Origin of the sequence: Flavobacterium pectinovorum, assembly GCF_900142715.1 — a bacterium.
In the GTDB taxonomy this organism is placed as follows: Bacteria; Bacteroidota; Bacteroidia; order Flavobacteriales; family Flavobacteriaceae; genus Flavobacterium; species Flavobacterium pectinovorum.
Genome location: NZ_FRBX01000004.1, coordinates 218,969 through 234,735, shown reverse-complemented (window position 1 = coordinate 234,735; position 15,767 = coordinate 218,969). Strand labels below are relative to the sequence as shown.

13 protein-coding genes are annotated in these 15,767 nt (G+C 30.0%); all 13 read right to left on the bottom strand.

Going from position 1 to position 15,767, the window contains the following annotated elements; all coding sequences use genetic code 11:
* Positions 1-86: 86 nt before the first annotated feature.
* Positions 87-974 (bottom strand): alpha-1,2-fucosyltransferase, encoded by an 888-nt coding sequence (locus tag BUE22_RS14745; protein WP_073395854.1) that lies wholly within the window; start codon positions 972-974, stop codon positions 87-89.
* 30 nt (positions 975-1,004) lie between these two features.
* On the bottom strand, positions 1,005-2,039 hold the full coding sequence (locus BUE22_RS14740) for an acyltransferase family protein (protein WP_073395851.1): 1,035 nt from the start codon (positions 2,037-2,039) through the stop codon (positions 1,005-1,007).
* A gap of 43 nt (positions 2,040-2,082) precedes the next feature.
* Positions 2,083-3,612, bottom strand: a complete 1,530-nt coding sequence (locus BUE22_RS14735) for a lipopolysaccharide biosynthesis protein (RefSeq protein ID WP_073395848.1) — start codon at positions 3,610-3,612, stop codon at positions 2,083-2,085.
* Position 3,613: 1 nt separating this feature from the next.
* Positions 3,614-4,798 (bottom strand): glycosyltransferase family 4 protein, encoded by a 1,185-nt coding sequence (locus BUE22_RS14730; protein ID WP_073395846.1) that lies wholly within the window; start codon positions 4,796-4,798, stop codon positions 3,614-3,616.
* Positions 4,799-4,891: 93 nt separating this feature from the next.
* The gene (gene rfbH, locus BUE22_RS14725; protein WP_073395843.1) at positions 4,892-6,196 is read right to left on the bottom strand and encodes a lipopolysaccharide biosynthesis protein RfbH; all 1,305 of its coding nucleotides are present in this window, start codon (positions 6,194-6,196) and stop codon (positions 4,892-4,894) included.
* 35 nt (positions 6,197-6,231) lie between these two features.
* Positions 6,232-7,131 carry an NAD-dependent epimerase/dehydratase family protein gene (locus tag BUE22_RS14720; protein ID WP_073395840.1) on the bottom strand — a complete coding sequence of 300 codons (900 nt, stop codon included), beginning with the start codon at positions 7,129-7,131 and terminating at the stop codon, positions 6,232-6,234.
* Positions 7,124-8,215: a CDP-glucose 4,6-dehydratase gene (gene rfbG / locus BUE22_RS14715; protein WP_073396707.1), complete on the bottom strand. Its 1,092-nt coding sequence runs from the start codon at positions 8,213-8,215 to the stop codon at positions 7,124-7,126. The genes BUE22_RS14720 and rfbG overlap by 8 nt, the downstream gene beginning before the upstream one ends.
* Entirely contained in the window at positions 8,209-8,985 is a 777-nt protein-coding gene (gene rfbF, locus BUE22_RS14710) for a glucose-1-phosphate cytidylyltransferase (RefSeq protein WP_073395837.1), read from the bottom strand. Before rfbF ends, rfbG begins: the two co-directional genes overlap by 7 nt.
* A gap of 9 nt (positions 8,986-8,994) precedes the next feature.
* Positions 8,995-10,023 (bottom strand): ferredoxin--NADP reductase, encoded by a 1,029-nt coding sequence (locus BUE22_RS14705; RefSeq protein ID WP_073395834.1) that lies wholly within the window; start codon positions 10,021-10,023, stop codon positions 8,995-8,997.
* A 16-nt stretch (positions 10,024-10,039) separates the two neighbouring features.
* Positions 10,040-11,113 (bottom strand): Wzz/FepE/Etk N-terminal domain-containing protein, encoded by a 1,074-nt coding sequence (locus BUE22_RS14700; RefSeq protein WP_073395830.1) that lies wholly within the window; start codon positions 11,111-11,113, stop codon positions 10,040-10,042.
* An 8-nt stretch (positions 11,114-11,121) separates the two neighbouring features.
* Positions 11,122-13,641: an SLBB domain-containing protein gene (locus tag BUE22_RS14695; RefSeq protein WP_073395827.1), complete on the bottom strand. Its 2,520-nt coding sequence runs from the start codon at positions 13,639-13,641 to the stop codon at positions 11,122-11,124.
* 52 nt (positions 13,642-13,693) lie between these two features.
* Positions 13,694-14,740 (bottom strand): dTDP-glucose 4,6-dehydratase, encoded by a 1,047-nt coding sequence (gene rfbB, locus BUE22_RS14690; RefSeq protein WP_073395825.1) that lies wholly within the window; start codon positions 14,738-14,740, stop codon positions 13,694-13,696.
* 13 nt (positions 14,741-14,753) lie between these two features.
* Positions 14,754-15,761, bottom strand: a complete 1,008-nt coding sequence (locus BUE22_RS14685; RefSeq protein ID WP_073395822.1) for a mannose-1-phosphate guanylyltransferase — start codon at positions 15,759-15,761, stop codon at positions 14,754-14,756.
* Positions 15,762-15,767 lie beyond the last annotated feature (6 nt).

The following is a 15,767-nucleotide window of genomic DNA, read 5'->3' as shown; positions in this document are numbered from 1 at the left end:
TTTGTTTTGAAAGATATGGAACTACAAAAAAATTTAACTAAGGGATTTAGTTCATTTTATTCTGAAACTGTATCAAAATATCTTGATCAGTAATCACTTATTTTTAACCAACTTTGAGGGTAAAAATCTTTGGTTTCTAGATTATTTACGAAGTATTTAGGAGCAATTACTATTTTATCTGAATTTTGATTCAACCATGCTCCCCACCAGCTAAAAGTACTGTTTGAATTAATATGGTGTTTGCAATTACTCATCAAGAAAATATCTTTCCAGGAGTCGTTACCTTTGTTGCACGCTACTAATGTATATTGATCCATTTTAAAATTTTCTTCAACCCATTTAAAATCATTTGAGAAAATAAAAAAATGAGGAGCCTCAATTAATACATTGTTAATCTTATTTATTGCCACATCGAAATACTCTTTTGTACAAACAGAGCCATACATTTCAAAATTAATTCCCTTCATATAATCTCCTCTCCTAACATGTAAGGAAATACTGTTTGTATTCTTAATTTTATATAAAATTTCTAAATTATCTTCGTCTTCAACTTCAAGTTTAAAAACATCCAAAACCTCTACACGGTTAGAACTGAAATATTTTTCTGAATGCCATCCACCATATAGAAAACGAATTCCTCGCGAAGGTTTCAAAAGCATTTGGTCAAAATCGTAATTTTCTTTTTCCTCAACTAAACTAATCCCTATCAAATTAAGAAATTTTAAAATAGGCTTTGTAAAGAAGGGATACTTTTTTACCCACAAAGTCTTAAACAATAAAAACAAAATAGAATTAACTAAAGTATCATAATACTTTATATTAAAAACGCTTTCTAACTCATATCCATTATGAATAGAATGCGAACGTTTATCAAACAAAAACCGTGTTGATTTGTCAATTTTCTTTTTTTGTAAATAAAATGCATATTGAGACATTTGGTTGCCCAAACCGTTAAAAATCACAACTACATCCATTTTTTAGTTTTACACATTTTTTAAAATTTCTTACCTTCCTCCAAAAAGGAATTTATTTGTAACATTAAATTGGCTCAGCAAAATTGTAAAAAAATAAGATAATACTAAAATTGCAAAAGTTTCCACTATGTTTATTAAATAATTTAATTTTAGATCCGGAGTAAACCTAGACAATATTAAGATTAAATATCCCGATATAATATATATCCCTAAAGATTCTTTTCCTAATTTGGAAATCAAATAAACTTTCCTGTATCCATATTTCTTTATTAAAAAATTAATCAACAGTAGTATAAAAACACTACCGAAAAGACCAATAAATAATCTAAACAAATTGATATAAATTTGATTTATCATATTTATTCCAATTATTGTGTAACCACTAGTATAAATAAATGAACTCCTTTCAAAATTAAAAATTAATAAGATGTACAATACAAAAAGACCAATAAGTAAATGTTCAACTTTTACAATCAAAATTTTCTTATCGATTTTTTCTTTGTTTTTGCTATATAAATACCCTCCTACAAAAAAAGGATACATAAATTTATAAACAGAAAAATTTAAAGAGTCCGTAATCACAAAAGTCACGATAAAACCTAATATATACACAAAAATATTGTCTTTAAAAAATCTATTAACAAACAAAACTATCAAGGAACACCAAAAAACTGCCCATAAAAACCATAATGATAATATACTATATTTCACATAACTTATTATCACATTTATTACATTAGATTCCCCCCCTTTACCAATAATAGTAACTACAGTAAACAATCCACCCCAAACAAAAATAGGAACAAGAATTTTATTTATTCTACTCACTATCAATTCTTTAAATGAATTCTTCGTTAAGGTGAAAAAATAAAAATAACCACTAACCATCATGAATAATGGCATATGAAAACTATATATAATCTTAAAAAGCCAATCATCAAAAAAAGTCCCTCTTTCCAAAAATTCTAATCCATTTCCAAATTGAATACAATGCCCAAAAACAACCAGTATAATTGCAATACCTTTAGCAATATCTAATACTTCATTACGCTTTTTTTTAACCATTACTTTGTTCCTATCAATTATAATTTTACCACTAAATAAAAGATTACCTTTTAACTAATTTCAAATAAATCATCGAATTAAAAAACATTGCCCTGGCCTCTTTTGAAAAAATTAAAATCATTATACTATTCATCACAGCTAACAATATCGAATAAATAACAAATAAAATCCAATTATTAATTATTGGTAAAAAATAAAGGATAATAAATGACATAGAAAAAATGATTAAAAAAAAGAAACTTCCAGAAAAAACGAAATTTAATATTTCCTTTCCTTTTAGTTCTATCTTATTTATTAATAGCTTATTTAAAAAATAACCAATTAAAAATGTCGTAGATAAAAATTCAGCTATTGGTAATGCTATATATCCAATATAATTGATTAAACAAAAAATAATAATCAAACGCAATACACCTCCAATTACATCATACATTACCGTTTTTCCAAACACACCCAAAGCGTATAAATTAACACTCAAAAAATTAAATCGTGTATAAAATAGCATATTAATACAAAGAAATAGTGACAAGATATTCCCTCCATATTTATCGGCTCCCAACAGTAATGCAACAAAACTTGAATTAAAAACAAAACTTAATGATAAAATAAAAACAGAAAAGACATTGAACACAAAAAATATCTTAACAATATTTAATTTTATTGCTTCTTTGTTCCCAGTTCCTACAATTTGAGAAATGCTTGAAAAAATTGAAGACCCTACAGGTGCTAAAAAAGAGTCACATACTTGATAAATCCTGCCAGTAATGAAAAAAACCGCAGATGCAGTAGGGTTAATAAAATTTGTAATTATCAACAATTGGCTATTAGTAACTAATGATTTTGCTACTCCTCCTCCAAACATTGGCAATACAGACTTAACCAAAAGTGTACAGTTATTTTTATCTACTTGAATTTTGGGGAATTTTTCTTTTTTTAAAACGCTTATCAATGCTGCAATTAATATAGAAACACCTACAAATGCTCTAGTAAATACTCCTAAAGGAATTGCAACTACTCCTAATCCAAATCTTAATCCAAATAATGTAACGGCTATACCAACTACAATTGAAATAAGATTTGCAAAACCACTTATACTTACTCTTAGCAATGACTGAAATACAGAAGAAACATTATGGAATAATATATTTAAGCCAGCTCCAACGGCAGAAAGAAGAAATGCATATTGAATATTTTTATATTCATTCGGTTCCGCCTTTACCCAATCAGAGATATATGGAAAAAGAATTAGACCTATCGATACTAACAAGGCAAAAATGAAAACTGATATAAAAAGACCAGAACCTAAAATTCTTGAAAACTCGTTAAAATCTTTTTTCGCATAACAACCTGATAATTTTTGAGTCAAAACAAAAGACATCCCCCCCTCTAACAAACCTAACATTCCAACTATGTTACCAGAAGACAAAAAAGATCCATACGTGGCAACTGAAAAATAGCTTAAGTATAAGGGAACTAATATCAATCCATTTATAATAGCAAAAGACGCATTTGCATAATTAAAAAAGAGGTTTATTATTGAAGCTTTTGTTTTAGAAGTTTGAGATGTTTTCAAGCTATTTTGTTTTTAATGAATAACAATTGATTAGTTTCAAATACAATTTATCAGGATTATTGATATCTAACAATGTGTTATATCCGTTTTCTGCTATACTCTTCCGTAATTCTTCATTTGTATCTAATTCTAATACTGCTTTAGTAAATGAATCTAAATCATTCGGTTCTACTACTAATGCGTTAAATCTATCCTTAAAGATATCTTTATGAACACCAACATTAAATACAACAACTGCTTTTTTCATCAACAGGGCCTCACAAAGTGCATACTCTGTAGAAGTCGACCACAATGATGGCATTAAAACAGCTTTAGAATTTACAATAGCATCACTTAATCCATTAGTCCAACTAACTCCATTAATTATTTCAACATTTTCAGGTTTTGAAATATTTTCTGGCAATAAGGCCATTGGATAAATTTTAAGCTTTTGCTCTGGTAATTTTTCAAAAACATCTAACAATACACTCAATCCTTTATGCGAATTTGCCTGCCCATAAAAAATAAAGTAGCCATCTGTTTTTTCAGATTGTTGCTCTAAAAAAGTATAATCAAATGCAATCGGAAATCTATAAATATGCTGTTTTCCAACACCATATTTAGTTAAAATTTTATCTAATTCACCATTACTAGATAAAAAGAGGTCCGCATTTAATGCGCTTTTATGAGATAGTCTCTTTTCAATTAAACTTGGTATAGCTTTAATTGTAACACATTTTTTAGTTAAAGCATTTAAATAATTACCATTTGCACATAATGTACATTGTTCCCCATTTCTAAAGCCAAAACCTTGCGAACAATAAAAATGCATTGTCCAAGGTTGCAACACTACTTTTGCACCAAAATCTTTAGCCTCATCTATAAAACGTATAGGTTTAGTATGATCAAAAGAAGCAAAATGAACTACATCAGGAGAAAACTTGCTAAGTATTTTACAAAATGATTTTGCTTCTTCATCCTTATAAAACAATCTCAACATTCTATTCCTTAAACCTCTTCTTATTGGAAGAAATTCAACATCATTTTTCACATAAAAATCACCTAATTCATAGTCATCTCGTTTTTCAGATAAAACAACTAATCTGATCTGATTACCATCCCTTTTAAGTATTTTTGTAATATATCTAACAACTCTCCCTCCAGACTCATTAATATGAGATGATTCACAAACTAATAATATTTTCATTTATATACTTTTCTGCCTTAATTTGTTTTTATAATAATTAAATCTTTCAGCAATAATAACAAATTAAAGTTCAGTTGATTTAACTTAAAAGAACTATGAATTCAAATACTCTCTAATTACATCAGCAATATAATCATAATGACTTTCGTTTAATCCCGGCCATACTCCTAGCCAAAATGATTGATTCATAATAATGTCAGTATTAATCAAATCACCCACAACCCGATGATCTATATTAGCATAAGCTGGTTGTCTTAATAAATTTCCACCAAATAGCAAACGGGTTCCAATTTTATTTTTTTCAAGATGTTGCACTAGCATATGACGATCGTTTGCATCACCATCGCGAAGTGTTAACAAAAAACCAAACCATGATGGTTCTGAATTTGGAGTTGGTTCAGGAAGAATAAAAACTTCTTCAAATTCTTTCATCCTTTCATATAAAGCAGCATAATTTTGTTTACGACGCTCTACAAACTGATCTATTTTATTAATTTGAGAAACGCCAAATGCAGCCTGCATATCAGTCACTTTAAGATTGAATCCAATATGTGAATAGGTATATTTATGATCATACCCATATGGTAATGTTCCCAATTGTTGTCCAAAACGACATCCGCAAGTATCATCTTTCCCAGGTTCGCAATAACAATCACGACCCCAATCACGAAAGCTTTCAGCCAATTTTGATAAAATTGGATTATTAATTAAAACTGCTCCTCCTTCACCCATTGTAATATGATGTGCTGGATAAAATGAAAAAGTTGATATGTCACCAAAAGTTCCCGTTTTCTTTCCATTGTATGTTGCTCCTAGAGAATCACAATCGTCTTCTACAACCCAAAGATTATACTTTTTTGCCACACGCATTACCTCATTAAGATCAAAAGGATTTCCTAAAGAGTGAGCAATCATAATTGCTTTAGTTTTGGGACTTACTGCTGCCTCAAGCATATCTGCTTTAACATTGTGCGTTGCAATATCTACATCAATAAAAACCGGAATTGCTCCAAACTGAATAATTGGATTTATTGTTGTAGGAAAACCAGCTGCTACAGTAATAACTTCATCACCAGGTTTGATGGCTCTTTCACCTAATTTTGGTGAAGTTAGAGCATAAAATGCTACCAAATTTGCTGAAGATCCTGAGTTAACTAACAATGATCGGTGTGCACCAAAATAAGCAGCAAAATCTGCTTCAAATTTATTAGCAAAACGACCAGCTGTCAACCAGCCATCAAGAGCTGCATCTACTCCCATCAAAATATCTTCTTCATCAAGTACTTTTCCAGTTACTGGGATATAATTTTCTCCAGCTATAATAGTTTGTGTAGATTTTTTCTTTGCGATTTCTCTTAAACCATCTAACAGAGAAGCTTCTTTTAAGTTTTGTAACATATTAAAAATATTTTTTTTATATACTATTTATATGATTATCTAGGTCTATTTATCTCAATTTCAATCATTTTAGAAATAGCCGTTTTTAAGTTATAAGACAATTCCCAACCAATTGCTTTCAATTTGATTACATCAGCAAAGGAATCCATAATTTCGCCTTCCCGAGTTGGTAAAGCACCAAACTTCAACTCCGATTTAGAATCTAACATCTCTAATAAAATCCGTACAAAATCATTGATAGAAATCGATTCTCCAGTACCGATTTCGAATTCTGTATAATTTTCAATATTATCAATATTTTGAATTACTTTCAAATAAGCTCCAACTGCATCATGAACATAAATAAAATCTCTTTTTTGAGAGCCTTCTGTCAATAATATTTCTTTCTTATTATTAATCAATTTATTTAAGATGTTCTGAACAAATTTGTTATCAGAATCGGTTTCGCCAAAAACATGTTCTAGACGCATATTCACAACTTTCAATTCTTCGGAAGAATTAAATAAATAATCTAAAAAATATTTTTTTGAAATAATATACTCATTGAGATACGATGAACCATTAAATGATTTCTTACCAAAGAAGGTATCAGAATTAATAAAGTATTTTAAACCACTTTTTAATCCATGTTCAATTAATTTTATTGGAAAGATAAGATTAGTTTCCAAAATCTTCGACACCAGAGAATTTCTTCCGTATTCGGTGGCAGTATGGACTATTGTATCAATTTGATATTTTTCAAATACACCTACCAAATTCTCTAATTTATCGTCGATACAGAATAATTCAAAAGAACCTTCTACGTTTTTAATTCTATACAAATCGGACTTCTTTCTAATCAAAACAATTACAAAGTAATTATCATTGATAAGTCTTTTAAGAATATTGCTTCCTAAAAAACCTGTGCCTCCTGTAAGTAAAACATTCCTAATCATTAAGAATACCTTCTATTTGCATTTCTGTAAATCGTTGAATCTTTGAACGATTTATAACAAACTCCTTGTACCAATCTATAGTCATACAAACAGCTTTACTTGCGGTCATTTTGGGTTGCCATTTTAATTCAGAAACTGCTTTACTAATATCTAGCATTAACAATCCTGCTTCATGAGGTTGGCTTTCATCATATTCTAATTGAAATTCTCCTTTTCCCCAGCTTTTAGTTGCTAGTTTAAGCATTTCATACACCGATAAAGCATCTGACATATTTGGTCCAAAATTATAAGCTTGGTTAAACTTAAGAGGTTTTTTAGATAGATTATCTCCTAATAATAAATAACCAACAACCGGTTCTAAAACATGTTGCCAAGGCCTTACAGAATTAGGGTTTCTTATTATTACTGGTTTATTAATTGCAAATGCTCTTGCAATATCCGGTATTAAACGATCTTTTGACCAATCTCCACCACCTATAACATTACCTGCCCTAGCAACTGCCAAAGCTTTTTGATGATTGGCATAAGTTTTATCATTGAAAAAAGAATTCCTATATGAATTTATTAATAATTCGGCACAAGCCTTACTAGCACTGTAAGGATCATATCCCCCCAATCTATCATTCTCACGATAAGGATAAATCCATTCGTTATTATGATAAACTTTATCAGTAGTAATTAATACCACATCGCATTTATTATTCAATAAACGAACAGCATCTAAAACATTAGCGGTTCCAATTACATTTACTTCAAATGTTTCGGCAGGAATATCATATGATAATCGAACTAAAGGTTGGGCAGCTAAATGAAAAACAAAATCAGGTTGAAAATCCAGAATTTCTTTCTCCAACCGACTCTTATCTCTTAAATCAGCTATGATTGAATCACAAATAGAATTCCCATTTATTAAATAAAACAAATCGTCTTTTGTATTTGGTTCTAAAGCATATCCTTTAATATCGGCTCCTAATAGAGATAAAGTTTTTAGCATCCATGATCCCTTAAAACCGGTATGGCCTGTTAAAAAAACTTTCTTTCCATTATAAGTCTCTTTTAATTTTTGAAATAATGAATCTACCATGTCTTCCATTTTGCATTTCCTGAACTCCACATCGCTTCTAATTCAACTCTATCCCTTAATGCATCCATACACTTCCAGAATCCATTGTGTTTATAAGCTGCTAGTTGCTGATCTTGAGCTATTGCTCCTAAAGGTTCTTTTTCCCATTGAATATGCTCAACGTCCCCTTCAAGGTATTTAAATATACCAGGCTCCAGAACAAAAAAACCACCATTTATCCACATGCCATCTCCTGCAGGTTTTTCCACAAAACTATCTACTTCTCCTATAGAGTTAATTTCTAAATTACCAAAACGACCAGGTACTTGTACACTTGTTAAAGTAGCCAACCTACCATGAGATTTATGAAATTTAATTAATTCCGACAAATCTACATCTGCTACTCCATCGCCATATGTCAACATGAAAGTCTCATCTTTAACATATTTTTGAATACGCTTCAATCTACCAGCAGTATTTGTATGTAATCCTGTATCTATCAATGTTACCTTAAAAGATTCTGTTTCTGAGTAGTGAACATTAATGTTATTATTCGCTAATTCAATAGTTACATCAGAATTATGCAAATAATAATTATAAAAATATTCCTTAATAAAAGTTGCTTTATATCCTAAACAAATTACAAATTCATTATAGCCATGTTGTTCAAACATTTTAAGGATATGCCACAAAATAGGCTTTCCGCCAATTTCTACCATTGGCTTAGGTCTAGCCTCTGTTTCTTCCATAAGGCGAGTACCAAAACCACCTGCAAAAATTACTACTTTCATTATATTTTTTTATATTTCTATACTAATATCATTAGTCAAAGGGTAACTACAACAAAGTAAGAATTCGTTATCTCTTAAATCAGTTCTTGGTTTATCTAGCCCTATCATTTTTAACTTCCCTGATTTAAGAATTCCCTTGCAAGTACTACAATTCCCCGTTTGACACGAGTAAGGTAATTCTAAACCAGCTTCTAACGCTTCTTCTAAAATAGAATTACCACTTTTTATTGATAATTTACTTTCAATGCCTATAAAATTTAAATAAATTTCCTGATCTTTTATATCTTTAAAATCTTCAGGATTTTTAACCAATTCAAAGTCTTCAGAAAAAACATTATTTATATTTTCTCCTAATTTTATTAATGATTGTTTTACTGTATTTTTAAGTCCGACTGGTCCACATATATAATGGCTGGAAGGATATTTAATATTTTTTACTAGCCTCTCTACAAAACTAGAGTCAATTCTACCACGATAATTGTGCGAATCTTCATCAAAGAATTCTTCTTTTGAATAAAAATTATAGATCTTAAATCGTTCAGAATGCTTTCTTTTTAATTTCTCTAATTGATCTTTAAAGATTACAGATGAATTAGATTTATTACCATAAACCAAATAAATATCAATTTCAGATTGATTTATTAATAAATCTTTAATCATTGAAAATAAAGGTGTGATTCCACTACCAACACCCCAAAAAACGACTGACTTTATTGATTCATCTAATTCAAAAATAAAATCGCCTAAAGGTTCTTGTACTTCAATAACATCTTCAACTTTTACATTGTCATTAATATAGTTAGAAACTATTCCTCCAGGCACTCTTTTAACTGTTACATCAATTGTTGAATCAATTGTGGGTGTCGAAGAAAATGAATAAGGTCTGATGTATCTTTTGCCATTGATTCTAAATTGAAGTGTTAAATACTGACCAGCTAAATATTTAATTTTCTTCAATCCTGGCTGCTTGAAACACAAAGTAACTGCATCATCAGCTTCTTTTCTAATGTCTTGAACTTTTAGAGTATAATTTTTCATTTGTTATTATAAAAAACTATTTAATTATTTCATTAAAAATTCTTTTGAAAATCAAAAAGAAAACTATTAGAAATCCACCTAAAATCCCCCCAAAAATTATACCTTTTGCCTTACCAAAACGTTCTTTAAATAAAGGCAAAATTGGTCTGTCTATAACCTGAATTAATGGAGTCTCTCTACGTAATGTAACTTTAGCCAATTCAGATTGTTTAACTAACTCTGTTAAAATAGCAGTATTAGCCTGAACATCAACTTGCCTTCTTGCAGACGGAGCACGCCGAATATTCAATGCTGGATTTAAATTAAAAGTATTATCATTTGCAACAGCCACCCCAGTTATAGAACCATTTAATTCTCTTCTTATGGAATCAACCTGACGTTCCAAAACGGCCATATTCGTTCTGGCTTTTTTACTTTTTGTTTCAATATAAAATTGACCTACTTCTTTTGCTAAAGCCTCACAAAAATATTTTGCAAATAACTCATTACTTGATAACACATCAATATTAATAATTGATATTTTTTTATCTTTTTGACCAACAGTTAATCCGGAATTAGATAAATTATTATATATTACACCCAAGATACTATCGTGAATTCTAGTAAAATATTTGCGATCTGTATTTGGCAAAAATTTTATGTTTGAAAATTTAGGATTTTTATTCCAATTTTCCCTCCATTTATTATTTTCGATATACATTTCTGCTAAAGATATTTTTTGCCCATTTAGATTAACAGAAGACAGCAAAGTTTTCTCCACCATAGATCTAGATTTAAACAGCTCTGTTAAATTTGACCCTGTAAAAACTCCTCCTCCACTTCCACCTAAATCTAAACCAAAAGAGCTAGCTAACCCAAGGGCACTTCCTAAACCACCTCCGCCAGATTTTTCATCTTCTAATGCAAATGATAATGTTGCGGTATAAATTGGCTTTTTTGTAAAAGAATAAGTTAATCCAAAAGCAGCTCCAATTATTCCGGCTAAAAAAATAATTTTCCATTGAGATAAAAGGTAAGAATACCATTCTTTTAATTTAATTAATAACTCTTTCAACGATATTTCATCGTTTTGACTAGGCATATTATCCATCAAAATTCTTATTTAAAAGCTGTAACAATTAACAAAGCTATACTCGCAAGAGCACTCCCAATACCGGCCCATTCTCCAGCACTCATCTTTTTCATTTCTGGTTTTTCCGGCACTACTATTTGAGAATCCGGAGTAACTTTTGGATATGATCTAAAAAATAAAAAGGAACCGGTCACAGAAGCCTTTCCATTTGGATAAATAATATATGCTTTTTTCTTCCAGCCTTTATAATCAACTCCTCCAACAGCATCGATATAATATCTAAATCCTTTTCCATTTCTATACGGGATTTCAGAAGTTAGTAATACATTTCCTGTTACTTTTACTCCTTCATTATATATGGCTACTTCAATTTCATCACCAGGAAATAAGGTAACATTCGAATAATGATTTTTATCTTTTACAATTTTTTCCCAGTTGACAGGAATCGTTGCAAATTTTAATTCATCCCTAAGCTTTTTGGATAATTTAGAACTTAGTGTATCCTTTTCTTTTAAATTTGATTCTTTCAGGTCTTTTCCTTCTTCTGCAATTTGTTTTTTATCAAGATTAAGATTTACACTTTCTAACTGCTCGATTTGTTCTTCCTTAATTGGTCTTTTAATTTTCATACCATCTAAATTAGCAATTGATGTTAATCCTCCAGCTCTCATAACAACATTGTAAACTGTCTCCCTTTTATTAGCGAGTACATATTTACCTGGATAAGTTACTGCCCCACTAACTTTAACCATTTCGGGCTTTTCATAAACGGCCATTCTTCTGATATTAATAACATCGAAAGGTTTTAAAACAAAATTTTTAATTTGTTCATTATTATCTGCTGTGATTTCAAGTTCTACTAGTTCGATACGCTTTGGATCGCTGTCGTCAATTGCATCAGATTTTACCATTCTTGCAATTTCAACTCTTTTTGAAGCTGAACCTGTTAATCCCCCAACTTGTATGACTAGGTCGTTTAAGGTTAAATTATCAAAATATTCATATTCTCCAGGATTTTTTACTTCTCCATCTATAGTAATTTTATATTCTTCTCTAAAATCAAGTATTGAATAAACTGTAACAATATCTTCTCTTTTTAGCTCAATGTCAGAATTTAAATCCCCTGACAAGGCCGCGCTTAAATCAACATTTACAATTTCTGTAGTTAAATCTGTTTTTAATCGAATAATTCTTGCTCGTTTCGTATAGGCATCTTCTTTAATCCCTTCAGCTCTTGTAATAAGATCTGAAATTTTCATTCCTTCACTATATGAATAATAATCTGGCCTAAAAACTGCTCCTTCTATCTTAATACGATTTTCAAATCGGTTTAAGATTTTTGTAACTTTAAAGACATCTCCTGATTTAGGTAAATAAGAATTATATTCACTTTCATTTATATCATGTACTTTAAACTCTTTACCTGTTTTTTGCAAAACATTTACCGATGCTGTGTAAGCAAATTCATTAAATCCTGAAGCGAAATTTAGTAAATCAGAAAATGTTTCTCCTTTTTTCATCTCGAAAATTCCCGGTCTTTTTACTTCTCCCTCAACGACTACCCTTTCAGTGTAGGCAGGAATTCTAATTACATCATTATCTCTTAAATTTACATTCTCCGATTGATCTCCTTTAACTATAAACTTATAAATATCAACATTTTTATAAACTTTGTTATTTCTGATCAATTCTATATTTCTATAACTACCATTTTTACCTGGCCCACCTGCCAGATGCAATGCATTATAAACCGAGGCAAGAGATGAAATAGAATAATTTCCAGGTTGCTTCCCTCCAACAATTGTCACTTTTATAGTTCTGATATCACTTAAACTTACACTAACTTGAGACTGCCCAGATCTAACGGTACTATACACTCTTGCAATTGCAGCTCTTATTTTTTGCGTAGCAGCTTCAATTGACATTCCTGCTACTGCAATTTGACCAACATTTTGAATTGTAATTTTACCTTCAAAGTTTACAGGAACAGTATCATCAAATTGCTGAACACCATAGACACTAACTTCTAATTTATCACCTGGTCCCAGAACATAATTCACTGGCGTGGCCATTTTTAGATCTGGCTCAAAACTTAAAGTTGGATTATCAAATAATTCAGATCCAAAAATCAAAGCATTTAAGGAATCTTTTATTTTTTCATTTTTAATTTTTTCTTGTTTTCTTCCAAACTCTGAATCTTCATCTGTATCCTTTAATTTATCCTTATCTTTTTTATCCTTGTCTTTTTTATTCTTATCTTTTTTATCCTTGTCGCTGGAATTTTTCTTCTCATATTCTTTCACTCGAGTTCTTAATTTATCGAATTCATTTTGGCTCATTCCTTTTGACAAAGCCATTGATTCAACATCATCAATTGTCGCACTATTGCTTTTTAATTGAGAAATTATTCTACCTATTTCATCATCTGACAAATAATCTACTTTTACAGTACTTAAATCTTTAGACTTAATAATGTCCTGAGCATTTGCATTAAAAGACATTAGTAAAATAAAAAATAATGTAAGAACGTATATTAACTTTTTCATATAAATTATAATTTAACCTTTAGATTGGTTGAAAAGAAACTCGTTTTCTGAATTATGAATATTGTTTTTGATAATAATCTTTATAAAGACCTGAAGTTAGATTCTGTAACCATTCTTCATTATTCAAATACCAATTAATAGTTCTTTCTAATCCTTCTTCAAAGGTTACAGATGGTTTCCATCCTAATTCTTTATTAATTTTAGAAGCATCAATTGCATATCGTAAATCATGACCCGGTCTGTCTTTTACATAAGTAATTAACTCTTGAGAAGTTCCTTCAATTCTTCCTAATTTTTTATCCATAATCTGGCATAGTAATTTTACCAAATCAATATTTTTCCATTCATTAAATCCTCCTATATTGTATGTTTCATGATTTTTTCCTTCATGAAAAACTAAATCAATAGCTATCGCGTGATCTTCTACGAAAAGCCAATCACGAGTGTAATTCCCATCTCCATAAACTGGTAATGGTTTATTATTGATTATATTATTTATAAAAAGAGGAATCAATTTTTCGGGAAAATGATACGATCCATAATTATTGGAACAATTAGTTAAAACATATGGCAGCCCATAAGTTTCTCCGTAGGCTCTCACAAAATGATCTGAACTTGCTTTGGAAGCTGAATATGGAGAATTAGGATCATATGAAGTCGTTTCGGTAAATAGACCTTCTGCTCCTAGTGATCCATAAACTTCATCAGTGCTAATATGATAGAAACGTTTACCTTCAAAATTGTTTTTCCATTGATTTTTCGCTGCATTTAATAAATTCATTGTCCCTATAACGTTTGTTTTAACAAATGCTAATGGATCTTCTATAGACCGATCAACATGAGACTCTGCTGCTAAATGTAGAACTCCATCAAAATTATGTTCTGAAAAAAGTTTATTTATAAATGATTCATCCACAATGTCTCCTTTGACAAAAGTATAGTTTGCATGATTTTCTATATCTTTAATATTCTCAAGATTCCCCGCATAAGTTAAAGCATCTAAATTGAAAATTTGGTATTCAGGATATTTATTTACAAAGCGACGAACCACGTGAGAACCAATAAAACCAGCCCCCCCTGTTATAAGAATTTTTTTCATTTTTATTCTATAATTAATTTAGCAGATCAGAATTTATTTTCTCTAATTCGCTGTAGATATCTTTAACATCTTGTGAATGTTCTTTTTGCAGAATTAAATTTGCTGTATCTGTATAAACAAAAATAGTGTTTTTTAATCCTAAAAATGTAGTGTGCTTTCCGCTTCCAATAACCATATTTCCATTTTTATCAATATGGTGTCCTTTTGAAACTAAGTAATCATAAACTGATTCAAAAGATCCTAAATCTGACCATGAAAATGATGCCGGAACTACTTTTATTTTTTTACTACGTTCCATTACAGCATAGTCGATACTTATTGATGGTATTGCTAAGGATAAATCTAAATCTAAAAAGCCGTCTTTACTTGCTTCCCAAACAGCTTTTGATTTCTCATAAACTTCAGGTTGAAATTGCTTTAACTCTTCTAAAAGAACTCCGGCCTTAAAACAGAACATTCCACTATTCCATAAAAAATTTCCTTTTGCAATAAACTCCTTTGCAGTCGTTTCGTTAGGTTTTTCTCTAAATGATAAAACTTTATCTCCTTTTGATTCAATATAACCATATCCCGTTTCAGGCTTGGTTGGAATAATTCCAAATGTTACTATATAACCATCTTGTGCTTTTGAAATTGCTTCATCAATTGCTTGATTGTAATTCTCCATTCGATCAATAATATGGTCAGAAGGCGTTACAATTAATATATCATCCGGATTTGATGCAAATGCAGCAAAAGCAATAGCCGCAGCTGTATTTCTTGGAGTAGCTTCAACAATATTCACATAAGCAGTATTGGTTTTATTCATAACCTTACCACTTAAATGATGATTGTCTACATTACCTACAACCATTACCTTACTTGCTAAATGACTATTCCTGTCAACCGTCATCTCAAATAATGATTTATTCTCAAATATCTCAAGATATTGTTTAGGTTGACTCTTACGGGAAAGTGGCCATAATCTACTACCAACCCCACCCGTCAAAATTACATGTATAATTGAATTATTTTTCTCCATTTTTCT